The organism is Flavobacterium johnsoniae UW101 (assembly GCF_000016645.1).
GTDB lineage: Bacteria > Bacteroidota > Bacteroidia > Flavobacteriales > Flavobacteriaceae > Flavobacterium > Flavobacterium johnsoniae.
This window is the reverse complement of the sequence record NC_009441.1, coordinates 4,510,510-4,534,120: the sequence shown is the minus strand read 5'-3', so window position 1 is coordinate 4,534,120 and position 23,611 is coordinate 4,510,510. Positions and strand designations below refer to the sequence as shown.

At 35.8% G+C, this 23,611-nt stretch carries 24 protein-coding genes; 10 read left to right on the top strand and 14 right to left on the bottom strand.

The window, feature by feature from the left end; translation table 11 throughout:
- The first annotated feature begins 104 nt into the window (after window positions 1–104).
- Window positions 105–488, top strand: a complete 384-nt coding sequence (locus tag FJOH_RS19815; RefSeq protein WP_012025802.1) for a response regulator — start codon at window positions 105–107, stop codon at window positions 486–488.
- Between the two features lie 72 nt (window positions 489–560).
- Here the strand turns inward: FJOH_RS19815 and FJOH_RS19810 are convergent, their stop codons facing one another.
- Window positions 561–779 carry a hypothetical protein gene (locus tag FJOH_RS19810; protein ID WP_044047938.1) on the bottom strand — a complete coding sequence of 73 codons (219 nt, stop codon included), beginning with the start codon at window positions 777–779 and terminating at the stop codon, window positions 561–563.
- A gap of 149 nt (window positions 780–928) precedes the next feature.
- On the opposite strand from FJOH_RS19810, the gene FJOH_RS19805 reads away from it, so the two are divergent.
- Window positions 929–1,339, top strand: a complete 411-nt coding sequence (locus FJOH_RS19805) for a hypothetical protein (protein ID WP_044048435.1) — start codon at window positions 929–931, stop codon at window positions 1,337–1,339.
- 99 nt (window positions 1,340–1,438) lie between these two features.
- Here the strand turns inward: FJOH_RS19805 and FJOH_RS19800 are convergent, their stop codons facing one another.
- Together FJOH_RS19800 and FJOH_RS19795 are read right to left on the bottom strand one after the other, a co-directional pair.
- On the bottom strand, window positions 1,439–2,935 hold the full coding sequence (locus FJOH_RS19800; RefSeq protein ID WP_012025800.1) for a PAS domain-containing sensor histidine kinase: 1,497 nt from the start codon (window positions 2,933–2,935) through the stop codon (window positions 1,439–1,441).
- Window positions 2,936–2,953: 18 nt separating this feature from the next.
- On the bottom strand, window positions 2,954–3,436 hold the full coding sequence (locus tag FJOH_RS19795; RefSeq protein ID WP_012025799.1) for a response regulator: 483 nt from the start codon (window positions 3,434–3,436) through the stop codon (window positions 2,954–2,956).
- A gap of 772 nt (window positions 3,437–4,208) precedes the next feature.
- Between FJOH_RS19795 and FJOH_RS19790 the strand changes: the two genes are divergently transcribed.
- Together FJOH_RS19790 and FJOH_RS19785 are read left to right on the top strand one after the other, a co-directional pair.
- Entirely contained in the window at window positions 4,209–4,664 is a 456-nt protein-coding gene (locus tag FJOH_RS19790; protein WP_012025798.1) for a response regulator, read from the top strand.
- A gap of 119 nt (window positions 4,665–4,783) precedes the next feature.
- Window positions 4,784–7,051, top strand: a complete 2,268-nt coding sequence (locus FJOH_RS19785; RefSeq protein WP_012025797.1) for an ATP-binding protein — start codon at window positions 4,784–4,786, stop codon at window positions 7,049–7,051.
- 47 nt (window positions 7,052–7,098) lie between these two features.
- On the opposite strand, the gene FJOH_RS19780 is transcribed toward FJOH_RS19785, so the two are convergent.
- Window positions 7,099–7,563, bottom strand: a complete 465-nt coding sequence (locus FJOH_RS19780; RefSeq protein ID WP_012025796.1) for a response regulator — start codon at window positions 7,561–7,563, stop codon at window positions 7,099–7,101.
- Between the two features lie 753 nt (window positions 7,564–8,316).
- On the opposite strand from FJOH_RS19780, the gene FJOH_RS19775 reads away from it, so the two are divergent.
- Entirely contained in the window at window positions 8,317–9,147 is an 831-nt protein-coding gene (locus FJOH_RS19775; RefSeq protein WP_012025795.1) for a T9SS sorting signal type C domain-containing protein, read from the top strand.
- A gap of 148 nt (window positions 9,148–9,295) precedes the next feature.
- Here the strand turns inward: FJOH_RS19775 and FJOH_RS19770 are convergent, their stop codons facing one another.
- Complete coding sequence (locus tag FJOH_RS19770) at window positions 9,296–10,288, bottom strand: serine hydrolase domain-containing protein (protein ID WP_200799106.1); 993 nt, start codon at window positions 10,286–10,288, stop codon at window positions 9,296–9,298.
- A 547-nt stretch (window positions 10,289–10,835) separates the two neighbouring features.
- Window positions 10,836–11,198: a winged helix-turn-helix transcriptional regulator gene (locus FJOH_RS19765; RefSeq protein WP_012025793.1), complete on the bottom strand. Its 363-nt coding sequence runs from the start codon at window positions 11,196–11,198 to the stop codon at window positions 10,836–10,838.
- A gap of 116 nt (window positions 11,199–11,314) precedes the next feature.
- Here FJOH_RS19765 and FJOH_RS19760 point away from each other — a divergent pair, with 116 nt between their 5' ends.
- The 3 genes from FJOH_RS19760 (at window position 11,315) to FJOH_RS26330 (ending at window position 13,591) form a co-directional block, all read left to right on the top strand.
- The gene (locus tag FJOH_RS19760) at window positions 11,315–11,761 is read left to right on the top strand and encodes a nuclear transport factor 2 family protein (protein WP_012025792.1); all 447 of its coding nucleotides are present in this window, start codon (window positions 11,315–11,317) and stop codon (window positions 11,759–11,761) included.
- A gap of 162 nt (window positions 11,762–11,923) precedes the next feature.
- Window positions 11,924–12,511 (top strand): Crp/Fnr family transcriptional regulator, encoded by a 588-nt coding sequence (locus FJOH_RS19755; protein WP_012025791.1) that lies wholly within the window; start codon window positions 11,924–11,926, stop codon window positions 12,509–12,511.
- Between the two features lie 99 nt (window positions 12,512–12,610).
- Window positions 12,611–13,591, top strand: coding sequence for an SMP-30/gluconolactonase/LRE family protein (locus tag FJOH_RS26330; protein WP_012025790.1), 981 nt, complete (start codon window positions 12,611–12,613; stop codon window positions 13,589–13,591).
- 190 nt (window positions 13,592–13,781) lie between these two features.
- Here FJOH_RS26330 and FJOH_RS19745 read toward each other — a convergent pair whose 3' ends face one another.
- The 8 genes from FJOH_RS19745 to FJOH_RS19710 all read right to left on the bottom strand — a co-directional run bounded on the left by FJOH_RS19745 (window position 13,782) and on the right by FJOH_RS19710 (window position 21,342).
- On the bottom strand, window positions 13,782–14,285 hold the full coding sequence (locus FJOH_RS19745) for a 4'-phosphopantetheinyl transferase family protein (protein WP_012025789.1): 504 nt from the start codon (window positions 14,283–14,285) through the stop codon (window positions 13,782–13,784).
- A complete protein-coding gene (locus tag FJOH_RS19740; protein ID WP_012025788.1) occupies window positions 14,282–14,536 on the bottom strand; it encodes an acyl carrier protein in 255 nt (84 codons plus the stop codon). The genes FJOH_RS19745 and FJOH_RS19740 overlap by 4 nt, the downstream gene beginning before the upstream one ends.
- Before the next feature lie 4 nt (window positions 14,537–14,540).
- Window positions 14,541–15,815 (bottom strand): beta-ketoacyl-[acyl-carrier-protein] synthase family protein, encoded by a 1,275-nt coding sequence (locus FJOH_RS19735; protein WP_012025787.1) that lies wholly within the window; start codon window positions 15,813–15,815, stop codon window positions 14,541–14,543.
- Window positions 15,812–16,249, bottom strand: a complete 438-nt coding sequence (locus tag FJOH_RS19730; protein ID WP_012025786.1) for a 3-hydroxyacyl-ACP dehydratase FabZ family protein — start codon at window positions 16,247–16,249, stop codon at window positions 15,812–15,814. The genes FJOH_RS19735 and FJOH_RS19730 overlap by 4 nt, the downstream gene beginning before the upstream one ends.
- Window positions 16,250–16,263: 14 nt before the next feature.
- Entirely contained in the window at window positions 16,264–17,316 is a 1,053-nt protein-coding gene (locus tag FJOH_RS19725; protein ID WP_012025785.1) for a type III polyketide synthase, read from the bottom strand.
- Window positions 17,313–18,026 (bottom strand): methyltransferase domain-containing protein, encoded by a 714-nt coding sequence (locus FJOH_RS19720; RefSeq protein WP_012025784.1) that lies wholly within the window; start codon window positions 18,024–18,026, stop codon window positions 17,313–17,315. Before FJOH_RS19720 ends, FJOH_RS19725 begins: the two co-directional genes overlap by 4 nt.
- Window positions 18,027–19,154, bottom strand: a complete 1,128-nt coding sequence (locus FJOH_RS19715) for an NAD(P)/FAD-dependent oxidoreductase (protein WP_012025783.1) — start codon at window positions 19,152–19,154, stop codon at window positions 18,027–18,029. It abuts the gene before it with no gap.
- A gap of 340 nt (window positions 19,155–19,494) precedes the next feature.
- The gene (locus FJOH_RS19710; RefSeq protein WP_012025782.1) at window positions 19,495–21,342 is read right to left on the bottom strand and encodes a glycoside hydrolase family 97 protein; all 1,848 of its coding nucleotides are present in this window, start codon (window positions 21,340–21,342) and stop codon (window positions 19,495–19,497) included.
- Between the two features lie 228 nt (window positions 21,343–21,570).
- Between FJOH_RS19710 and FJOH_RS19705 the strand changes: the two genes are divergently transcribed.
- Together FJOH_RS19705 and FJOH_RS19700 are read left to right on the top strand one after the other, a co-directional pair.
- Window positions 21,571–22,140 (top strand): RNA polymerase sigma factor, encoded by a 570-nt coding sequence (locus FJOH_RS19705; RefSeq protein WP_012025781.1) that lies wholly within the window; start codon window positions 21,571–21,573, stop codon window positions 22,138–22,140.
- A 201-nt stretch (window positions 22,141–22,341) separates the two neighbouring features.
- Entirely contained in the window at window positions 22,342–23,478 is a 1,137-nt protein-coding gene (locus FJOH_RS19700) for a FecR family protein (RefSeq protein WP_012025780.1), read from the top strand.
- The last annotated feature ends 133 nt before the right edge of the window (window positions 23,479–23,611 follow it).

Below are 23,611 nucleotides of genomic sequence, written 5' to 3'. Positions count from 1 at the left end.
ATAGAATAATATAAATTTGAATTTATAATCGTGTATGCTGCTCTTTGATCATATGATTATATTTGTAAACCTATTGCAGTTTGACTGCTCTTAAAAAAAGAAATATGTCCTATAGAAATATACTTTTGATTGACGATGACCAAGACGATACACAGTTTTTTGTGGAAGCGGTACAGGCGGTAAATAAAGAGGCTGTATGCCTTACTTCAGAAAATCCGGTCAAAGCACGCAAAGAACTAGAAACAACCGAACAGCTGCCAGATATTATTTTTTTAGATTATAACATGCCGGCAGTAAACGGGCTGGAGTTTCTCAAACGCATGGGGCAGATCGAACGTCTCAAAAATATTGAGGTTATTGTTCTTTCCACGCCTCCAGAAGAAGTCATGGTGCCCTGGCTGGACCGTAACAATATCAGGGTTAAATACATCTCAAAACCAGTCCACATGGAAGAGCTTCAGGAAATACTAAAGGAGCTGTTTTACTAGAACGGCATGATCTAAGATTTCTTAATGGCAGCTGTAAATGAGCAACAGGTGCGGATAATTTTGGCTTAACGGCTATCCGTTTATTTTTTCCTTATGGTGCTGCGCGAGCCATTTTTCCATTTTGTGGAGCAGCTCTATTTCATTGAAATTTCCCGATGGATCCGACAGGCCGTTTATGGTTCTTTCATAATTGAAACGGTTGGACTCAAAAAGACAGGTAAATTTAGGGTATTCATGATGTGACACCATCCATTGGTTCTGGTCTGTTCTTTTAATTTTAAACTTTTTCATTCTGGTACTGCTGCTAAAGGCGTATATTGGGTTAGATGGGGAGCAAAGTTAGCACTGTGATTTATAGATGGCAATACCTGATTTCATGGATATTTTGTTTTCCCATGACCGCCACTAAGATCAAAAAAAATATACCTTATCATATTAAAATGAACATATCTATCAAAATCAAAGTAATACTACCTGTGTTTTTAGTTCTGGCAGGCTGCAATAATTCACAAAGAGAAAAAGAATTGGAACTTAAGGAAAAAGAATTATTGTTAAAAGAAAAAGAACTTTCTATAAAAGAAAATCAAAACAACAGACCTAAAATAACTACAAATGATGCCGTCAGGCTCGCAGAAAAACAATTCAAAAAGTATTTGCCAAAAAATTTAGAATCCCATGATGCAGTACTTGATGGTACGGAATCCTATACTGGAGATTTTACAGGAGACGGCATTGAAGACGTCGCAATCTATTTTTCTCTTGTTCCAAGAGATGGAGGCAATGCAATTGTCGGGCAGGGCTTAACCCTATATCAGAATAGCGGCTATGATGTTAAAGTTATTGCAGGATGAGCTTTTGCGGTATGTCTCTATATGATTACTGATTTTAATCGCACCAAAAGCAATTCGTAATGAGCTGCTTTAGTCTGTAATTTTACATGTAAAATTACATTAGTGTAAAATTGATGCCGGTAAGATAATTTCAAAAACAGCACCTGTAGTTTCAGGTTTAACATACATCATTTTCCCGTTATGGCGTTCAACTATTTTTTTGCAGAGCGCCAGTCCTAACCCGGTTCCTTCATACTCATCTTTCGAATGCAGCCTCTCAAAGACATTGAAGATTCTCAGGGAATTTTCGATGGAAATCCCTATACCGTTGTCCGTTATTGTAATTAGCAGTTTTTCAGAGTCAAAACTACATTCAATTTTGATATGAGAATCAAAATTATCACGAGAAAACTTCAGGGAGTTGGCAATAAGGTTATAAAACAGCTGATGGAATAAAATTTTTGACCCGTTTAAAAGAGGCATTTTTTTGTGCTCAATGACTGCATGTTTTTCGAGAATTTTTATTTCAAGATCTTCCTTTATATTTTCAATAATATGGTTCAGGTCGACAACTTCGTTCAAATCCGGACTTCCGGCAGAGGAATAGTTTAATATAGAGTCAATCATTTCTGTGAGACGTGCAGCGCTTTTATTGATTTTATGGGCATACTGGCTCATTCTCGGTTTTTTATCATTATCTAAATCTTCTTTAAGAATATTGGAGAACAATAGCAATTTGCGAACCGGCTCTTTTAAGTCATGGCTGATCACGTGCCCAAACTGTTTCAGGTCATCATTAGAGCGTCTGAGTTCAAGTGTGCGCTGTTCCACCAGCTGCATAAGCTCCTGGGCATTTTCTTTCTGTACAGTAATGTCCTGAGCTATTCCTACGATAGTATTCTCCTTATCATCACTCTCTGATAGTGAACCGGAAAATCGTATCCATTGCAGTTTTTTATTGTTTATCACCCTCAGCTCACAGTTTAAGTCTGCTGTTTCTGAGAGTGTTTCGAGCGCATTGTGCCATAACGCTATATCTTCCGGATGGATAAAAGACACCAAAGTATTGAGTGTAAACTCACGCTTTTCCAGTCCAAAAAAGTTTGTAAAACGTTTTGATCCTCTCATAAGACCTTTTTTGATATCTATCTCGAATATTCCAAGCTGCGAGGATTCAACAGCTAGTCTTAATTTCTTTTCAATTTCTATAGTCTGCTGCCGGGCAACATTAAGTTCTGTTACTTCAGCAGCCGTATTCATTACGCCGTAGACTTCTCCTTCCGCGCCGAAAATGGGCGTAAAGTTGTAATTGAAATAGTGCGGTTTCAATTTGCCATTTACAACAATGTCAACTCGTGCATTTTTTGCTTCATATGATTTTCCTGTATGCAGCACCTCGCGGAGCTGATCAAATATCTGCTGGTTTTCAAGTTCAGGAAGAATTTCTGTATAGTTTGTCCCTATCACATCAGGTCCTTTTCCATAGGTTTTAATCATGGACTGGTTTGCCAGTACAATTTTCATTTTATCTCCTGTGTATACTCCGATTGGAAAAGGCGCTGTATCTATAACATCACGTAAAACCTTTTCTCTTATTGATTCTGGAAGATCCATCATGCTGGCAAAAAATAATAATTAAATTTTAATGTGAAAGTTCTCAAAGGCAGGCTGCCGTACATCTGTGTGAGATACCAGAGACATCGCTTTGCTGATCAGTCTGGAAAGATGATTGTATTCCGAAGGTTTTGTAATGAAATAATTGGCGCCAAGCGAATACATTTTCTGAATGTCGTCGGGACTGTTACTGGTACTGAAAATAACAATTACATGGTTTTTTAACTCCGTTGAAGTTCTGATTTTTTCTAGACATTCGGGTCCTGATACTACAGGCATGTTAAGGTCTAAGAAAATCATGTCTGCTTTTGGATGCGGTGGGCCCTCAAGCAGTGTTAGCAATGCCCCCCCGTCATTTGAAACAGACAGCTTGACATCCGGAAAGTTAGTTTTAAAAACATCGGAAAAAAAATCACAGTCATCTAAATCGTCATCTGCCAGCAGAATATGTTTAAATAATTTTTGAGTCATAATAATTTCATTATCATAGTTCTTTATTAGCATAAGCACAAATATGCATTTTAATAGCCCATAACGATGGGTAAATATATCCAGAATTTTTAATACGACCTATACTATTAATATAATAAGCCCGCTTAAAAAGCCCGCAAATATTTTTAAAATCATGTTCTGAATCTTTAAAATTCCTGCCTCATGAAAAATAAGTGCCTGATTAGGTAAGATAGATAAGAAGAATTATATGCTGGAAATGTAAATGACTTCATATATGTATATAAATTTATTGCAAAAATCAAAAATAGGTTAGTCTGCTTATTTTTTACTTACATAATTCTGTGCTGTTTTTATATAATTTAAAAGTTTTAGATTGAATTTATCAGTTATTTCTACTTATTACAAATTGTTAATAGTAAATGAATTATGTATAACAGGTTGCATTATAAATATTTAAATTATGTAATATAACTTATTCAATCTATAAACTTAGCATTTTTGTATTTGGTTAACTTTGCTTATAATGTTTTATTAATTGAATTGATATTGCTGTAAAGCGGATTGAAAATATAAATAGTGTAAAGTTTTTTTTATTTTTATATCCTTTAAGAGATTTAATATTTAAAAAATTACCTTATTATAACAAAATAATCATTATCAATTTCTTGAAAATATAAGCATTTATTAAAAAAGAAATTATTCTTGATTACTTATTAATTTTAGAAATAATTTTCTCTTTCTCTTGTTTTCAAGAGAATGTATACCTAAATTTACTTACATCATTGCGGCTCAAAAATAGTGCTGTAATACTATATTAATATAAATGAATAGAAAGATAATTTTACTGGTGGATGATGATTGTGATGATGCTGAATTTTTTAAGTGGGCAATGGTTGGAACAGAAGAAAGTTTCGCCGTTAAATTTGTGGACAGTGGTGATGCTGCGCTGGATTTACTGTCCCAATTAGATTCACTGCCTGATTTGATATTATTGGATGCCGGGATGCCGAAAATGAACGGCTGGGAGTTGCTTAAGCTTATTAAGCAGGATCTGCGTTTTGGAGAAATACCAGTTGTAATGATGGCTACTTCATCAAGAATGAAAGGTATTGACGACGCTCATTCTTTAGGTGCGGAAGCATACATTGTAAAACCTTCAGACTTTGATGAATTAAAGCAGATCATGCAGCAGCTTTGCATTGGTGTGCAGACAGATTTAAAAAGCACGCTGGCAGACATGCGCTCCAATTTACCAGAAAATATTTATACATTTAATTGATACAATAAGCAATTATTTTAAATATAAAATATCGACAATTTTATAATTGTTGCAGTAACGTTACAGATGTAGTTTCCAGCTCTAAAAGCATGAAGAGTGCTTTCTAAATTCAGTTATTAATGAAGTTTAAAGATATAGTTAACCGTGATTTGGTTACGTTGACCAATTGCGACCAAGAACCTATACATATTCCGGGACAAATCCAGCCGCATGGCTTTTTAATTGGGCTTACTAATGATTGGATAATAGACTATTGCACCAGTAATATTTCATCTTTCATTCCTCTAAGCCATACTCAGGCATTAGGAAATAAATTTGCAGCTGTTTTTGGTACACAAGCGCAGGAACGTATTTTTAGTTATATAAATTCAGATACGGTGCAGGATGTGTTTCCTTTGGAAATAGAACTTCTTAACGAAAAGTTTCAGGTCAATATTCACAAAAGTGATGATATTTATGTTTTAGAAGCAGAACCTCAGTTCGACAAACAGATTCTGGCAGACGTTTATACACAGACTATCCAGTTTGTGACACAGATGAACAACACAAAATCGCTGAAAGATCTCTGTGCCCTGGTAGCAGAAGGTACAAGGGAAATAACTGGGTATGACCGTGTAATGATTTATCGTTTCGATGAGCAGTATAACGGTGAAGTTTATGCAGAAAGCTGCAATAAAGATCTTGAACCATTTTTAGGATTGCATTATCCGCATACTGATATTCCGGTACAGGCCAGAGAACTTTACATAAAGAACCAGCTCAGGTTGATTGTAGATATTAATTATCAGCCAGTTCCTATTTTTACAATCGATGACAGCAAGGACAAAAACCTTGATTTAAGCCTTGCGATTTTAAGAAGCACATCGCCCATTCATGTTGAATATCTTAAAAATATGGGTGTCGGCGCAACGCTTACTATTTCACTTATACACCATGACCGTTTGTGGGGTCTTATTGCATGCCATCATTATTCGAAAAAGAATATTTCTCCTGCGGTGCGCCTTGCTGCAAAACTTCAGGGGCAGTTCATTACCTCGCAGATTGATATCCGGGAATCAAACGATGAAAATATTAATTCAAAGAAATCCATTGAAGCATTAGAGCGTTTAACAGCTCTTGATCTGCCGCTGTCTGAAGATTCCTTGAACGTTATAATCAAAATGCCCGAGCTGCTTGCCTTATGCAATTCAGGAGGAGTTTCGATAATGTTTCGAAATAAAATATACAGAAATGGTCTGACTCCAGAAGATGAACAGATAGAAGCTTTAGTGGAGCGAATAGAGAATAAGAGAGTCGCCGAATTTTATGCGACCAGAAAAATCAGCGATGATTTTCCTGAACTGGAAAGATCTTCCAATTTTGCCGGAGTAATTTATCATCCTCTTGGAAATTCCAATCACATCATCTGGTACAGGCCTGAAACTATCTCAGAAATTCACTGGGCAGGTGATCCGGAAAAAAGCATTGTTAAGGATGAAAAAGGGCTGCATCCAAGAAACTCATTTAATATCTGGAAAGAGACTGTTAAAGGACAGAGTACTATCTGGAGACAGTATGAAATAAATGCAGCGGCTAAATATGCCCATTCTCTTCATAATAATCTGATGATGATTCTGCTGAGTGAGGAAGAAGAAAGATACAGACTTCAAAGTGAAATCTTGAGAGAGACTAATTCTGAACTGGAAAATATAAACTGGATCAGTACACATGATCTTCAGGAACCTCTTAGGAAAATACAAATGATTACCTCTAAGCTGCTTTCTGAAAAAAAAGGCGACCGCGAAGATCCTGAATTTGATTCACTGGAACGTGTATCAAAATCTGCTGCAAGGATGCGTGGACTGCTGCAGGATATTTTGAAATACACCCGTATTAAAAACACCAGAGAGGCAGCTGAAAAAATTGACCTTAATCTCATTTTTGAAGATACATTAGATGAAATCAGCGAAGCGATAACTGAAAATAATGCGGTTATTGAGTGTGAGAAACTTCCGGAAGTTAATGCAATTGGGTTTCTCATGAAGCAGTTGTTTTTAAATATTATTCAAAACTCCTTAAAATATGCTTCGCCTGACCGATCACCTGTAATTAAAATTACGGCTTCGCAGGAGCCGGTACTTATAAAAGAATCGTTTAATGTATATTGTTCCTGGGTTAAATTCTCGGATAATGGTATCGGTTTTGATCAAAAGTACGCAGATTCAATATTTAAAGTTTTTACAAGACTTCATACCCAGCAGCAATACAGCGGCTCTGGAATTGGACTGGCGCTGTGCAAAAAAATTATGCAGACATTAGGAGGAACAATTACAGCAGAGGGAAAAGTGGACCAAGGTACCTCCATTACCATTTATTTTCCCTGTGATTCGCAGGATACCCTTATCTAAAATTTAATATTTAAGAAAAAGCAGCCTGATTCCGGCTGGCAGAAAAATCAGATCGTAATATTGAAATTTTCAAACGACGGCTGTTTGGTATGCGTCTCGGCCGCTAAAGACATAGCTTTGCTGATCAGCTTAACCAAATGCTGGTATTCAACCGGTTTGGTAATAAAATAGTTGGCTCCCATAGCATACATCTTTTCGATGTCAGAAGGGCTGCTGCTGGTGCTGAATATAATTACGATATGATTCTTTAGCTCAAGTGATGATCTGATTTTTTCCAGGCATTCTGCTCCTGATAGTATCGGCATGTTCAAATCTAAAAATATCAAATCGGCTTCCGGATTTGGAGGACCTTCAAGAAGATTGATTAAAGCGGCGCCGTCATTTGAAATGGAGAGTTTAACCTCTGGAAAATTCTCGTTGAAAACTTCAGAAAAAAAATCACAGTCATCCGGATCATCATCCGCTAATAAAATATGTTTATATGTTTTTTGGGTCATAATTCCTTGCTGCATTATGGCATTTTATCAAAGGTAAGATTTTTATGAATTTTGACAAATACCATGAAATTGTGCAGCTTTTCTTCTAAAATTTGTGGACAGCCGTTCTACAATAGCAGCAGGTTTCAAAAATACAGTTCCTTGCTGATGTATAAAAAGCCATATAGGGCAGTCTAGAAAGGTTTGGGCAGTATACAAAATAATGTCGGAACTAAATATCTGTACCAGCTTTTGATATCTCTATATGAAAAAAATGTTATATATAACAATGTTATATTTACATAATTTCCATTTCTAATATGGAAATTATGTAAAAAAAAGTTTTTAAAAAATATCTCTTCCACTAAGAAGGCTGCCTTTCTTTAAAAAGCGCCTAAAATCTACTCACCGGATTATTAAAAAGTATCAAATTCAGCTTGATTTTTATTGAAAAATAGTTTTATAATTATAGATATATTCTTAACTTAAATATAGTATTTGATCGTTAAAAAGCAAAAAACATCGATGTAATGCCTTGTGAAATGGTATTCACTTTAATTTTTTTTTGAGAATGGCCACTCAATTAACTGTTTTTTGCCAGACACTTTTCAAATACAATCTTTAATTTTAAATAGCAGCGATAGCAAAAAAACTACTTTCATTTACGTATAAAAAAAGTTGTATTTTCAGAACATTTAGAATGTTCATGATTTTCTATTGATGTTATTTAAATTTTAGAGAAAGTGTGCGCCGGCGCGTAATCCTTTAATAATTTTTAAATCAACACCTATGAAAAAACATTTCACCTCACCAAAATATTTTTTTATGCTATGGATTTTGCTGCTAGCTTCAAATCCTGTTCAATGTAATGTTTCGCCTGTAAGCATCGGATTTTTTAATTTTAAAAAAAGTCCTTCTTCAAAGACATTTGCCCCGCCGGAAGAAGAGAAACACCGCGTTTGGCTTAATTTAACTAATGATCAGGGGCTTTTCAAACAAATTTTGATTGGTTATATACCCGGAGCGACAAATGGATGGGATCATAATTATGATGCTCTGACCATGGATGCTAATAAATATGCTGATTTTTACAGCATTAATGAAGATAGAAAGCTGGTTATTCAGGGACGGGCAGTTCCATTTAACCCTGCAGATACTATACCTTTGGGCTATAGATCCACTATCATGGGTAATCTTAAGATATCTATTGATCATGCAGATGGTAATTTAACGGATGCGGATATTTATCTGCAGGATAATCAGACTGGTATTACGCATAATTTGAAATCCGGTCCTTATACATTTTCAACCCTTACTGGGACCTTTACTGATCGCTTTGTAATTAAATACGCCGGTAAAAACCTGGGAGTAAATGAATCTAAAACAATTGCCGATACCTTTACAGTTGTTTCTAAAGGTAAGAGCATTATTTTGAGATCAACTGATAAAACGCTTCGAGAAGTCAATGTTTTTGATATAACCGGAAAATTGCTCTATAGTAATCAGAAAATTGGAGACCGCCAATTAGAGATTCACAGTATTTGCTCCGGCACTCAAGTCTTAGTAGTTAAAACTACATTGGAGAATGGAGACATAATAGCCAGAAAAGTGCTCTTCTGATCTTTATAACGTAAAAAATAACCCGCAGCTATCGTTTGAGATACTGCGGGCTTTTTTATAAGATATGATTTGAAAATTAAAATCCGACTAAGCTTTTGCAGAAGAATTAGGTAGAGCTCCAGCATGGATTAATGATGAAATTAACTATTCAGAAATAAAAATCTGCTAGTTTTTCGATAATTTCTTCTGGACCAGCACCCGTCAGATTTGTAAAAAGAATGATGGCAAGTTTATCTTCAGGGTAAATAATAAAAGCGGCGCGGCCACCGCCAATAGAGGCAACTGCAAAATGGTTTTTCCTTGTAATTACCGGCCATCCTAAAGCATAAGCATTTAAAAGTCCGCCAAAGCCGTCATAAGAACCATTTTTCAATTTTACCGGTTCCCAAATGGCAGCTATATCTTTATTATTGTTAAGGAGTTTACCCGTTTGAAGTCCGATTATCCATTTTGCCATTTCTTCAGCTGTTGTAAATGCACCTGCATCGGTTATCATTTTTGATGGAAATTCTTCATAAGTCTCCTTTAATTTTACTCCCTTGATATATTCACCCGTTGTTTTGTCTTGACTATAATAGCTGTAAGTCGGGCATTTATTTTTAATTACATCATAAGAGTTTCCGTAGAATATTTGTTTGATTCCTAAGATATCAAACTGATTTTTTCGGACAAACTTTTCAAATGGTTCACCACTGCATTTTTCAATAATCCGCTGTAATATATAATAGTTAGTCGCATTATAATTAAACTGCTCCCCAGCTTCTGATAGTAATGGTAATTTTTTTACTTTCAGCCACGCTGAATCCTGCCCCTTATCTCCAATTAAGCCTTTCTCATCTTCAATGTCCGGAAGCCCCGATGTGTGGCTCATCAATTGTTTAATAGTTATTTTTTTCCAGTTTTCAGGAATTGAATCCATATAGATGGAAATGCGGTCATTAATATTGAGTTTGTTCTGGTTCTGTAATTGCATCACAGCAACTGAAGTAAAAACTTTAGAGATTGAATTTATTGAAAAAACAGTATTCTTTCTGACAGGTACCGAAAATGGCAGGTAAGCGGTTCCAATAGCTTGAGACAGCACAATTTTATCATCTTTCAGCACTATCAGCTGGCATCCTGGAATTTTTTTGTCCTCCATTTCTTTTTTGAGACAATTGATGATTTCTGTTTTTTTATGCTGGGACAAAACCAGATTAAATGAAAAAAATGATAGCAGTAAAATAAAAAAAATATTTCTCATCGGATTGTTAAGTTTCTCAAAGTTAAAAATATTAACGTATATCGAGTGTAAATCTAATCAGCTGCCACTGAAGCGGCTGTATCCCTAAGTTGTTAAATTTAATTAATTCAATTGGATTTTTTCTTTACTTTTCTTTTAGCTGGTGATTGGACAGTCAGAAGAGGTTTGTGGTCGGAATAAGAAGATTATCTATTACTCTATTATAAAAGAATCAACAGCTTGCTATTGATACAAAAGGGAGAGTAATTCAAAATAGTATTTGAATCTGCCGTAGACGGGTAGTATAAATACTGGTTTTTTTCTTTTATAAAAGTAATATTAAAATTAATTCTGAATTATTGTGGTCAATTAAAATTGAATAATTGTGTTCAACGCATTTTGAAACTACTGGTCAAATTATACAAAGTGCAGGGCTGATTAACCAATTTTCAATTTTAAGACTATTTCATTTTGCATGTAAACATTTGTGTCGTTTTCCCCACTGTTCCATTTGCTGGATTATCGGTTTTAATTCATAGCCAATTTCTGTTAACTCATATTCCACTTTAGGAGGGACTGCAGCATATACCATTCTCTTTATGATATTATCATGTTCCAGTTTCCTGAGCTGCAGGGTCAGCATACGTTCGGTTATATTAGGTATAGATTTTTTTATTTCGCTAAAACGCATTTTGCCTTGTAACAGCCAGGAACAAATTACAAGTGACCATTGGCCGCCAATTATGTTTGCGGCGTATACCTCTGAACACTCATCTTCTAAGATTTTCTTATTTTCAAAATTGGTGCTTGTAATCTTAACTTTCGACATAACTTACATTTTTGATAGTACCTTACAATTGGTTGTCAATAAAGCTAATATAACTTTTATGTTATAGCTTCGCAGAACTATTAGTTAATAATTTAAAGTTCAAAATTAAATCAAAAATGATAACGATGAAAAAAGGCTTGACAAATATTTTATTAATGATGGCTGTACAGAACATTTATTCTCAAAATGAAAACTTAAAATTTAAAAAGACAATAAACATGAAAAACACATCTATATTAGTTAATGCAAACGAACATGTAAGAAAAGGAGAATACGAAGCATATTTATCGTATCTCACTGAAGATACCAAATGGGTCTTTGTAGGTGAGAGAACCCTTTTGGGAAAAGAAGCAGTAAGGCAGTATATAAAAGATTTTTACCTTTCACCGCCAGTATTTGATATGGAAAAAGCCATAGAAGAGGGAGACTTTGTCACTGCAACAGGAAACATTGCCTTAAAAAATGTGAATGGAGAATATGATCACTATTCCTATTGTGACATTTGGCGATTTGATAATGGTAAATTAGCCGAATTAAAAGCATTCGTTATTGAGAAAAAATAAAAAATAACAGTTTTACAGGTTTGGCTTTTGTGCGAATGAAATAGAAGAGGTGCGTACCAACTTAGCAGTATTCAAAATTAGTTTTATTGAAAGAGATTGTAAAAATCTAATTTATTTTCAGCCGGGCTTTGCTGTTCAGGTTAACAGCGGTATATTTGTTATGTGAAAGATTTACTGCCCGTTATAAATTATATTTCAAGATTTGTTGATTTAACCGATGATGAGAAAAATCATCTAGCCTCTTTTTTGAAAATAACTAAGGTAAAAAAAAGACAGTTTATAGTCCAGCCTGGTTTTGTATGCAAATATAAAAGCTATGTGGTAAAAGGAGCTTTCAGGGGCTATCTGGTAGATCATGAGGGAAAGGAACATACTTTGTCATTTGCTATTGAAGATTGGTGGATTTCTGATTACAGCAGTTTGATTTATCAGGAACCCGCTACCTTGTTTATTGAAGCGCTCGAAGATTCCACTCTTATCCAGATTGCTTACGAAGATGAACAAAAAATTCTAGCGCAGATTCCAAAACTGGAAAAGTTTGAGCGGATCATCACCCAGCGTTCCCTGGCATTTCAGCAGAAAAGACTTCTTTCTAATTTCACTAAAACTGCAGAAGAGAGGTATGAGGAATTCATGAATAAATACTCCGTAATTGCTTCACGTGTGCCTCAGTATGCACTTGCTTCCTATTTGGGTTTCAGCAGTGAATATCTAAGCAGAATCCGCAGCAGGAAATCCTCAAAAAGTTGATCTAGTTCAACCTTATTTCTTAAACCAGTTCATTTTTATTTCTGCTTTTCTACACCAGATTTGCATTGTCAATAAGACAATAATCTAAAATGAAATAAAATGAAAAATACCTTTTTTATGCTGCTATGCATGGTTGTCTCAGCAGGATGTGACAGCGAAAAAAAAACATCGGGTACTCCAGTGGTTCTTAAAGGCAGATATACGCTGACAGAGACTGGACTTTATCCTGAAGGGATTGACTATGATTTAAACAATGGAAGGTTTCTGTTGAGCTCCCTTTATAAGGGTGTTGTCTATTCAGTAAATCCAAAAGGCGAAATGGCTGTTTTTGCATCAAGCAGTAAACTTGTTCTGCCTACAGGCGTTTTTACAGATGAAACCAGAAACCGATTAATAGTGGCTAATGCTGATTTAGGTGTTTCGCAGAAAAGCACCGCTTCAAGTGCCGGAACAATTGCCTCGGTAAGTGTTTTCGATCTTTCATCAGGAGCGTTAATCAAAGAAATTGATTTAAAAAATTTCACGCCAAATAAAGGTTCGTGTCCAAATGATATTGCGGTGGATAATGAAGGAAATATTTATATAACCGATTCGTTCGCTCCCAATATCTATAAAATTGATCTTAATTATAATGCGTCGATATTTGCCAGCAGTATGCTTTTTACACCCGCCGCTGATAAATTCGGATTAAATGGAATTGTTTTCCACCCAGACGGCTATCTGCTGGCCGTAAAAACAGATGACGCTAAGCTGTATAAAATTTCTCTCCCTGTTCCGTCATCCGTTACTGAAGTGAAGGGAATGTCTTTCAGTTCTCCAGACGGCATTGAGCTTGATAAAAACAATAATCTTGTGCTGGTAGAAAACGGCCTAGGCCAGGGTACTGCATACACGTTTTCCAGCAGTGATAAATGGAAAACGGCCGTAAAAATCAAGCAGACCAATATTGGAAAGCAGGAATTTCCAACCACAGCGGCAATGGCATCAGATGGGAATATATATGTTGTGAATTCGAAATTAGGAGAACTTCTTTCGGGAGATCGATCGCAGTCAATTTACACCATTCAAAAAATAGACTGATTTAGACAAGGTGCTTTAGCTTGTTTAGATTACATTACACACAAAAAGGCTGCATACCGTCAGAGACTCATTTTGGCGGTCTGTAGTTTATTAGAAGCGAATAAATCTTATGTAAAAAGCTTTAAACCTACGATAAAGTATAATAATTGTTGAGAAGAGCACTTTATGTTGTGGAACCGGCTCTTTTTAATCAACTGCTGATTGTGACTGCTTTTTCAAACCTTCCATGATGGCTTATTGAAATATCCTGCAATCTATTTTGTGAAGAAACATCTAAATAAGGAATTCCATACTGATCTTTTACGATTGATTTTTTTTCAACCTCTATTACTTTATTCAGATCATCTAAAACGCTCACCGCTATGGTATGAATACTGTCTTTTGAGAAAAGGGTTTGAGTATAGTAGATGTTTTTCAAGCAGGTAACTTTTCCATTTATAGAATTCTGGTTTTGTGATTCTATCTTGCATATCAGCTTTTTAGGAATATATTCCCTTATTTTTGTTTTCCGATTATGCACTTTATAAGCGGCTTCTTTCATGCTCCAAAGTATCCAAAGCATACTTTCCGGATCTGTAGATTTTTCAATGAGCAATTGTTCCTCATCGTTAAATAGTTTTGCTATAAATCCACTGCGCTGCCAATTGCTTTCCCTGCGGGTCTGCAGAATATCGATGACATCATTGCCTATCATTTTTCGGCCAGTTTTGTTTCTATGATTTCTACCGCCGTTTTTACATCCAGCATACGCTCCATATCCGTGTTGTCAATCACAACATCAAATGTTTCTTCAATATCCAGAATAATGTCTACCAAATTAGCCGAATTGATGCTTAAATCATTTATGAAATCAGTATTTTCAGTAAGGCTTTCAAACGCTTGGATATTTGCTGCATATGGCTTTATAATTACTTTGAGTCGAGCTATAACTTCTTCTTTGTTCATACAATTATTTTTGAAATTTTTTAAATATTACACAGGCATTTACATCACCAAAGCCAAAACTTGCCTTGGCAATTATATTAGGTTTACAATCAATTGTTTGTAAGGGTATTTTTGAAGAGTTTATATGAGCACTTATTTCAGGATGAAGATCTTCACAATTCGTATTTCCAAAAACAAAACCTTCATAAAGCTGTAGTACCGCCGCGATGCTTTCTATGCTTCCCGCTGCGCTTAAACAGTGTCCTGTCATGCTTTTTAAGGAGTTTATATACGGAAAATCAGTTCCCTTCCGGTTTAAGGCTTTCGTCCAGTTTTCAATTTCAAGACTGTCCTTTGCAGTGGCGGTAAGATGTCCGTTTATGGCATCTATATCATCGGCAGAAATACCTGAATTTTGGATGGCTTTTTTAATGCATTGCTGTACGGCACTGCTGTTAGGAGCGGTCATGCTTCCATTGCCGCGCTGTCCCCCGGAATTTACGTTACCGCCTAATATTTCAGCATAAATCTCCACACCGCGTTCTAAAGCACTTTCCAGATCTTCGATTACCAATGCTCCCGCGCCGCTTGCGGGTACAAATCCTGCGGCAGTAACACTCATGGGGCGTGAACCCTGCTCAGGTTTGTCATTAAATTTTGAACTGCAGACACGTAAAGCATCAAATCCTGCCCAAATGTAAGGTCCGCTGTCGCTTGTACTTCCTGCCAATATGCGTTTTGCCTGTCCGGATTGTATACGCTCGTACGCCATTATTATAGCTTCCGTTCCCGTTGCACAGGCAGATGAATTGGTGGTAACCTGGTTTCCGAGTCCCAGTTTCCCGCCAAGATAAGCACTGATACCGCTGTTCATGGTTTGTGCCACTACAGTACTGCCTAACCTTCGGGTTTGTAATTCATCTATCTTATAAATGCTTTCGCGGAATTTATCGATGCCTGAGGTGCCAGATCCAAAAATAGTACCGCTGTCCCAATCCGGCTCTTCATTATTTTCTATTGGTAATCCGGCATTTTCCCAAGCTTCCATTCCAGCAATAACACCGTATAAAATACCCGTACTGTTAAAACCGCGAAGTTCAAGTTCTGTAAAATATTTTGACTTGAGTTCTTCGGATATTTCAGGTCTACCCGCTATCTGACAGGAAAACTGGAGTTCCTCCAGCTGCTTGTCATGCCTGATTCCTGATATTCCATTTTTTAAAGCATGGCTGAAGGCAGCAATTCCAACGCCGTTTGGAGCTGCAACACCCAGACCTGTTATGACAACTCTTCTGCTCATAATTTATTGGTAATCATGCCCGACAGAATGCCTTTGCAGACTTCCTGTCCAGCTTGGTTTTTCATAATGACATCACATTTTAATTTTCCAAACCTGAAAAATGATTTTTGAGCAGTTACCGTTACTTTTTCATTAGGGTATACGGGTTTTAAAAACTGCATATCAGCTGATGTAAATGCAATTACAGTGTCTTTATTAAAAGCATCCCCCAGCAGATATATTCCAAGACAGACCATTCCAATCTGTGCCATAGTTTCAGTCAGGATCACGCCGGGAGTTACATGATTACCTTTAAAATGTCCTCTGTAAAAATCAAGGTCTTCCTTAAAAGTATAAGTTCCGGTAATACTATTTTCATTCACATCAAGCAGTTCATCTACAAATAAAAAGGGCTTGCTGTAAGGCAGTCGTATTATAATATCCTGTACTGTCATAATCTATTTTCTAATTACCATTGCAATAAAACTCTTTGTGCCGAAAATCCTGGACCAAAACTAAGCATAAGTCCTCTTTCTCCCGATTTTGGATTTCCATCCATAATACGTTCTAAAACATATAATACAGTGGCACTCGACATATTGCCATACTGCTTGAGAACTTCTTTTGTATCGTCTATATTTTTTCCCAAACCTGCAAAAAGCGATTCAACGGTCGTCACAATCTTTTTGCCGCCGGGATGAAATATCATGTGGTCTATATCCTTGATTTCTAAATTGTTTTTTTGAAGAAACGGATGAATAATATCGTCAAAATTAGAAGCAATAGTGTCGGGAACTTCAATGTCTAAAACCATCTGCAGACCAGTATTGGTAAGTTTGAATCCCATCATATGTTCAGCTTCATAAAAATGGTACATTTCTTCCTGTAGTATTTCCGGACCCGGATCATCTTCGTAAGAAGATAACAAACAGCAGGCCGCACCGTCTCCAAAAATAGCGGCACTGACAATATTAGGCATTGAAAAATCATCAAGCTGAAAGGTGGCAGTTGGTGATTCTACAGCTATGACCGCTGCGCGTTTTTGTGGATTTGCCTTCAGAAAATTTTTAGCATATATAATTCCTGATATACCGGCAGCACAGCCCATTTCTGTAACAGGAAGACGTACAATATCCTGTCTCAGGTTCATTTTATTGATTAGGTATGCATCTAAGGAGGGAATCATTATGCCGGTACAGCTTACGGTAATGATATAATCCAGAGTTTTTGGATCCCAATCTGCTTTTTCAAGTGCTTTTTGAAGCACCTGCTCGCCCAATAGAATAACTTCACGCGTATAAATGTCATTTTTTTCTTCAAATGACGTGGCAGTAAAAACTTCTTGCGGCTCCATTATTGAATAACGTTTATCAACGGCGGCACCTTCAAATATTTTTTTTACTTTTTTTATAAAACGTTCATCCTGCCCGTCAAGCCAGCCTTCCAGCATAGGAAGTATGTCTTTGGTTTCGCGTGAATATTGCGGCAGCTGCTTGGCAGTTGTTACTATTTTTACACTCATTTGTTTGTAATTATCCACTGGTAGCGAAACGCCCATTTCCAGTTTATGGTATAGTTTTTTAAATTCGTTTTTTTAGAAAATTCTTCCAGTTCCTTTTTCTTAAATCCTCTTAAAATTGATACCAGTCCATCTTTACGTGACATGCTGCTTAGATTAAAAATAAAACAGATCATTTCAAAAAGCCGATATGCCATTTTACTTCGATGCAGGTCATTAATGATGATTCCCGCCGCGGCATTTTTCTTAAAGATAGTAATTATATTTAATATTTCATCATCTGTAAAATGGTGCAGGGTAAGAGTGCATAAAACGATATCATACTTCACTAGTTTAAAATCCTCACTAAAAATATCCATGCATTGGTATTCAATATTGGGATATGATGCAGACAATGTTTTGGCATAATTTATAGTAAAATCGTTGGCATCTATACCGATGATTTTAAATGTGTAATTTTTCCTTTTACTGAATCGTGCCAGCATACGAAGCATATCTCCATTGCCGCATCCAATATCGGCTATTGTGATTGTTTTAGTGCGGTCCAGTTTTTTTAGTATTTTTTTTACGCCGTGAAGTGTTACTTTATTCCCGCCTAGTAATTGATTAATACGAGCAATTTGATCAAGGGCTTCTTGTAAATCTTTTCCCTGAAGAAAAAAATCATCCATTATTTCTGATTCCTGCGTTCTATATTGCGTGTTTATCGGCATTTAATTAATTGTTATAGGTTTTCCGTGCGTTTGTTTGATGATCGCTGATAAAAGTTTGGGAAATGATGCTGTTATGGCAGTAAATACATTAGTAATTGTTCTATGGGTCAGGATGTGCGCCAGAATTCGCCCCATCCATATTCTTTTACCAAAGTGTTTCTTCCATTCTTTGGTATATTTTTTTTCTAATACTTTGCGGGACGCTTTATCATCTGAATAATATTCCAAGATTAATTCTGATGCAATTTTAGCACTGTGAACTGCCATGGCCATTCCGTTACCGCAAAGCGGATGAATAAGACCGGCAGTATCTCCAATCATTATAATATGGTTCTCTACCGCTTTTTTTTTCTCAAAAGAAATCTGGCTTATTGTAAGGGGTTTTTCAAAAAGAAGCATACTGTTTTCAAAAACAGCTTTAAGATGTTTGTTTTTGTAAAGTACACCCTCCTGGTAATCCTGAATATTTTTGTATTGTTTGAAAGTGGCATAATCTGCCAGATAACAAATGTTTATAATATTGTTTTCTACTTTAGCAACACCACAGTAGCCGCCTTTAAAGTTATGCAATGCAACAAGATCATCCTCTAAATTACCCGAATAATGGGCTTTTACAGCCAGCCAAGGTGATTTTTTATGGAAGAAGCTGCGATCTAAAGCCTGATCTAAATTGGAACGTTTGCCAAATGCACCCAATACAATTTTAGCCGTTAAAATTTGATTTGAAGAAGTAACAGTAAACAGGTCATCACTGAATGAAACATCAATAACATTTTCTTTTATTATCAAACAGTGGTTTGCTATTGCTTTTTGATATAAAAAATCATCAAGGGCGTACCTGCTTATGCCGAATCCTCCCAGAGGAAGTTCTACCATTGCCGTTTTTCCATTACTTGCAGTGAATTCAAATTTGGAAATGCTGGAGGGATTAAGTTCTGTAACATCGGCGCCAAGCCAAGTTAGGTAAGGTAAAATTTCATTGGAAATATATTCACCACAGACCTTATGTCTGGGGAAATTAGATTTTTCGATAAGAATTACTTTTAGATTTTTTTGAGACAGGTGTATAGCCGCTGTCAAACCTGCGAGTCCGCCGCCAATAATTAATACATCTGCATTGATCTTCATACAAGCAATTTACGAAAAAAAGCATTTAAAGAAAAGAAAACAGAGCTGTTATTTCTAGTTGAAACTTTTTTAAACAACGGTGAGTTTATTTCTGAAAAAGAATGCTGCTATAGAGAAAAGCCGGTATATCTAGATTTTGGTATAAGTATTTTAAAAAGATTTGAAAGTCAATATAAAAAAAGAATCTCCTGCTGAAGATAATTTAAGCGGATTTTAGTGTATTAATTTGATTTTTGTCCATAGAATCAGCCAGTAAATCACTATCGTTTTTAGTAAATAAAACGGTGTCAAAACTTAATCCCTTGAAAAAAAACTTCGATAGTCTTATCCTTAAAATCAACTATTTTTCTTTTTGTAATAAAATACAAGCTCCTCCTCCTGGAGCAAGTTTAATAGGAATAAGGTCGTTGCGGTTCACTTCTTTAGAAATGGTTTTATGGCTTACTTTATTGGTTCTGAAATCGGCATCGTCTCCGTCTTGAACAATGACCGCTTTGTAAGTGCCTTTTTCTAATACTTTAAGCGGAATGTGAATCTGACGGCTTTCTTCATTTGTCGCTGCAGCTATCAGCCAATCTCCTTCTGCATTCTGACGTGCCATAACAATATATTCTCCAATTTGACCACTGATTGTTTTACTTTCCTGCCAAGGCTGTTTTTGAGCACTGATAAACTGTAATAATTCCGGATATTTATTATAGTTCTCAGGAATATCAGGAATGATGGTTGCGCCAGAAAATGTGATCAGGGTGCGGGCTGCTTCCGCTGTAAGGGTAGAAGGTACCGGCATTGGATTGTCAACTCGTCCTTTTTGCTCCATATCAAAGGTCCCGTTGTTCATATCAAGAGGTCCTGCCACCATATTGACAAATACAGAGGTAACAAATGTCTTGGGTTCAAAAACTCTGCGCGCATCCAATTGTGCTTGGCAAAACTCACGGGTAACCGCGTTTGGCCATGTTCTCATCTGACCGTAGGGATGAACTGGATCATCATGAAAATCGACCATTAAATGGTTTTCAGCACAAAGTTTGGTTATATGCTGTGTATGCGCGTTTTTCTCCTCTGGACTGCCCTGCATAAAACCATATTTTACACCAGAAGCTCCCCAGTCACCATATTGCTTTAATGTTTTTTCTAGAGGATAATTTTTTCCTCCAACATCATTAAGATACAGCCAGATTCCTATATTTTTCTCTTTTCCGTAAGCAATGATCTGATGTACCTGCTGTACTTTACCTCCTTTTAAAGGATCTGATTCTTTGCTGAATTCTTCACCGTACCAGTTGGCATCCAAGACCAGCGATTTCATTCCGTTGGCAGATGCCAGATCGACCATGCGTTTCCAAGATTCCAATGACATCTCATATTTGAATCCATCAACTGCTGCGCCATCAATGCGCCAATCCCACACAGCGACACCCGGTTTTACCCATGAGAAATCTACATTCTTTACAGGTTCAGGATTAAGTAATTCAATCAGATGAGAATCAATTAATTCTCCCGGAGTTCTTCCATGCATCACAACTCTCCATGCCTTTGCATTTTTAGAAGGCACTGAGAAGAGATTCGTTCCTTTATGCGGCTGTAAAAGTAGGGGTTCACCGCTTTCAAGATTGGCCTCGTGCACTGCCATGTAACTATTTTCAGCTGCTTTAACAACCATGATCGGTTTTCGGGTATCAGCTGCTTCGTGCAGTTTTTCAGGACCAATATTGTGCTGCTCGCCATTATAGTACCAAGCAGAATAGTTATCTGCAAAGTTAAATTCTGTCAATTCTTTCTCCGACGTTAAACCTTCATATCTGAAAGCCATTCCATCATTGTACACTCTTACTTTTATTTGATAGGAAGTAAGATCTATTATGGTTTGGTTGTAATGATCAGGCACATTTTTTCTTTTCCCCCAAATAGGCTTCCAAACACTTTTTACCGATGAAGTGCTCACTTTATTCCAACGAATATTGTTTACTGCTTCTAATCCAAGCCTAGATTTTTGTATCAATAGATGACCGTCAGCCCGAAAAGTGTATTCAATTGTGTTTGCAGTGGTTTGTTCAATTTGAACTACAAGTTTTTTATCTGGGGAAGTGATTGTGACCGATTGTTTTTTTGATTGTGCAGACAGCACTGCAGAAAGTTGAACCAATACAGATACAAAGACAATTAATTTCGTTTTAAATTTCATTTTTTGCTTTTTATTATTCCGGAAAAGAATTCTGTCTTATTTCGGGTAGATAGCAGATACTACGTAAACTTTAATTTTTTTTACGCTACTAACAAAACTAGTGAATCCGAATAATAAAAACCAGATAATTTAAGCTACTGATTGCATAAAAAATCGCAGGTGCCTCTTTTAGCTTTTAACATAAAAAATGTTTAATATTGCCTTTTTGATTAGCACCCCTTCAATTTAATGTCTGTTTATAACGAATATACTGATGATTTCTTATTGAATCTTCTTAAGGAAGATAATCAGTCAGCGTATACAGAGATTTTCGAGCGATATTCTAAACTTTTAATTAATCATGCGTATAAAATTCTTGAAAATCAGGATGAAGCAAATGATGTAGTTCAGGAAGTGTTTCTCTCAATCTGGAACAAACGTTATGAATTAAACATTACAGGTTCCCTTTCTTCTTATTTATACAAATCTGTAAAAAACAGAGTACTCAACCACATTGCTCATGAAAAAGTGGTTTCGCGTTATGCTGATTCAATTTCAAACTTTATAGAAGAAGATTATGTTTTTGCGGATTCGAATCTGCGAGAAAAAGAATTAGAAGCTATAATTGCTAAAGAAATTGCACTGCTGCCTGAAAAAATGCGTGAAGTTTTTCTGTTGAGAAAAGTAGAAGAGCTTTCGTATGATGAAATTGCGCTTCAATTGAATATTACGGATAAAACAGCCAAACAGCAAGTGTATAATTCTCTTAAAATTCTTCGAGAAAAGCTGAAATCTATGATGAATCTTTTTGTTTGGTGAATTATATTTATGTTTTTTGTTAATTTTTTTGAATGATTTTCAGTTTTGTAACTCGTTCGTTATTAAACAGAAAGCTAATATTTCTATCCATTTCTTAAAGATATAGTAATAATTTTTTAATTTTTTTTTGTCATTGTCTATGACAAAATCTCTTTCTAACTGTCTTACTATTAAACAAGACAAAAATTTCGTGTAGTAATTATGAATAAAACCCAAATCTCAGAATTGCTTAAAAAATATCAAGAAAAAACTTTATCTGATGAAGATCTGGATAAACTTGATGCGTGGTATTTGAAAAAAGCGTCAAACAGCAATTTACAGCTTAATGAATACGAGCTGGAAGATAGTTACAAACTTCTAAAATCGAAATTACCGCTGCAAGAAGAAACTAAAGTAGTTCGTCTTTGGCCTCGAATAGCTGTTGCGGCTTCAATTGCTGTACTAATGGGTACAGGAATATTTTATTTTACACAGCCAAAAGAAGAAAAGGTTCAGGTTGCCACAAAACCACAGGAAATTGCTCCGGGAGGTACTAAAGGTGTATTGACACTTTCGAACGGAAAACAAATTGTACTTTCTGAAATTACGGCAAAAGATACTATTGCGCAAGAAGGAGAAGAAAATGAAGTAACAATCAAGATGAACGCAAATGGAGAAGTTACCTATATTATAAATCCAAATACAGACGGAGGTAAAGATGATAATTCATTCAACACTCTTTCAACACCAATAGGAGGACAGTATAATATTATTTTAGCGGATGGTACCAAAGTATATCTAAATGCGGTTTCTTCTATTAAATATCCAACACAATTCAACGGAGATAAAAGAGTTGTTGAGTTAGAAGGTGAAGCTTATTTTGAAGTAGCCAAAAACAAAAACAAACCTTTTATTGTAAAATCCAATAACCAGTCTATTGAAGTATTGGGAACACATTTTAATGTTCATTCGTATAATAATGAATCGGTTGTTAAAACTACTTTGTTAGAAGGAAGCGTAGCTGTTACTTATAAAAATCAAAAAGCGATTTTGAAACCTGGACAGCAGTCTGATGTATCTGATAATTTTTCTAAAATTAAAGTAAAAGAAGTAGATCCGGAAGAAGCGGTTGCCTGGAAAAACGGCCGTTTCAAATTTGACAATGCCGATCTGAAAAATGTAATGCGACAGTTGGAACGCTGGTACGGAATAAAAGTAGAATACCGTGGGAATGTCTCTGATGTTCGTTTTAACGGAGGTACATTTAGAAATAAAAATTTGTCTGAAGTATTAAAAGTACTTGAGCTTAGTAATATAAAATTTAAGGTTGAAGGAAAAACAGTAATTGTAGATCCCTGATTTTAAGTTTACCTGAATATACTGTGACTATAAACTAAAAAACCAGAAGCAGTTGCGATGCTTCTGGTTGTTATAAAAGTGTATAGCCAGTATAAGTTGTCCACCTATTGTTTAACTATAACCAATGTAAATG

Excerpts from the sequence above, each read along its gene's own strand:
- FJOH_RS19815 (WP_012025802.1), top strand. The coding sequence starts at position 105 with ATGTCCTATAGAAATATACTTTTGATTGACGATGACCAAGACGATACA.
- FJOH_RS19810 (WP_044047938.1), bottom strand. The coding sequence starts at position 779 with ATGAAAAAGTTTAAAATTAAAAGAACAGACCAGAACCAATGGATGGTG.
- FJOH_RS19805 (WP_044048435.1), top strand. The coding sequence starts at position 929 with ATGAACATATCTATCAAAATCAAAGTAATACTACCTGTGTTTTTAGTT.
- FJOH_RS19800 (WP_012025800.1), bottom strand. The coding sequence starts at position 2,935 with ATGATGGATCTTCCAGAATCAATAAGAGAAAAGGTTTTACGTGATGTT.
- FJOH_RS19795 (WP_012025799.1), bottom strand. The coding sequence starts at position 3,436 with ATGCTAATAAAGAACTATGATAATGAAATTATTATGACTCAAAAATTA.
- FJOH_RS19790 (WP_012025798.1), top strand. The coding sequence starts at position 4,209 with ATGAATAGAAAGATAATTTTACTGGTGGATGATGATTGTGATGATGCT.
- FJOH_RS19785 (WP_012025797.1), top strand. The coding sequence starts at position 4,784 with ATGAAGTTTAAAGATATAGTTAACCGTGATTTGGTTACGTTGACCAAT.
- FJOH_RS19780 (WP_012025796.1), bottom strand. The coding sequence starts at position 7,563 with ATGCAGCAAGGAATTATGACCCAAAAAACATATAAACATATTTTATTA.
- FJOH_RS19775 (WP_012025795.1), top strand. The coding sequence starts at position 8,317 with ATGAAAAAACATTTCACCTCACCAAAATATTTTTTTATGCTATGGATT.
- FJOH_RS19770 (WP_200799106.1), bottom strand. The coding sequence starts at position 10,288 with ATGGAGGACAAAAAAATTCCAGGATGCCAGCTGATAGTGCTGAAAGAT.
- FJOH_RS19765 (WP_012025793.1), bottom strand. The coding sequence starts at position 11,198 with ATGTCGAAAGTTAAGATTACAAGCACCAATTTTGAAAATAAGAAAATC.
- FJOH_RS19760 (WP_012025792.1), top strand. The coding sequence starts at position 11,315 with ATGATAACGATGAAAAAAGGCTTGACAAATATTTTATTAATGATGGCT.
- FJOH_RS26330 (WP_012025790.1), top strand. The coding sequence starts at position 12,611 with ATGAAAAATACCTTTTTTATGCTGCTATGCATGGTTGTCTCAGCAGGA.
- FJOH_RS19745 (WP_012025789.1), bottom strand. The coding sequence starts at position 14,285 with ATGATAGGCAATGATGTCATCGATATTCTGCAGACCCGCAGGGAAAGC.
- FJOH_RS19740 (WP_012025788.1), bottom strand. The coding sequence starts at position 14,536 with ATGAACAAAGAAGAAGTTATAGCTCGACTCAAAGTAATTATAAAGCCA.
- FJOH_RS19735 (WP_012025787.1), bottom strand. The coding sequence starts at position 15,815 with ATGAGCAGAAGAGTTGTCATAACAGGTCTGGGTGTTGCAGCTCCAAAC.
- FJOH_RS19730 (WP_012025786.1), bottom strand. The coding sequence starts at position 16,249 with ATGACAGTACAGGATATTATAATACGACTGCCTTACAGCAAGCCCTTT.
- FJOH_RS19725 (WP_012025785.1), bottom strand. The coding sequence starts at position 17,316 with ATGAGTGTAAAAATAGTAACAACTGCCAAGCAGCTGCCGCAATATTCA.
- FJOH_RS19720 (WP_012025784.1), bottom strand. The coding sequence starts at position 18,026 with ATGCCGATAAACACGCAATATAGAACGCAGGAATCAGAAATAATGGAT.
- FJOH_RS19715 (WP_012025783.1), bottom strand. The coding sequence starts at position 19,154 with ATGAAGATCAATGCAGATGTATTAATTATTGGCGGCGGACTCGCAGGT.
- FJOH_RS19710 (WP_012025782.1), bottom strand. The coding sequence starts at position 21,342 with ATGAAATTTAAAACGAAATTAATTGTCTTTGTATCTGTATTGGTTCAA.
- FJOH_RS19705 (WP_012025781.1), top strand. The coding sequence starts at position 21,571 with ATGTCTGTTTATAACGAATATACTGATGATTTCTTATTGAATCTTCTT.
- FJOH_RS19700 (WP_012025780.1), top strand. The coding sequence starts at position 22,342 with ATGAATAAAACCCAAATCTCAGAATTGCTTAAAAAATATCAAGAAAAA.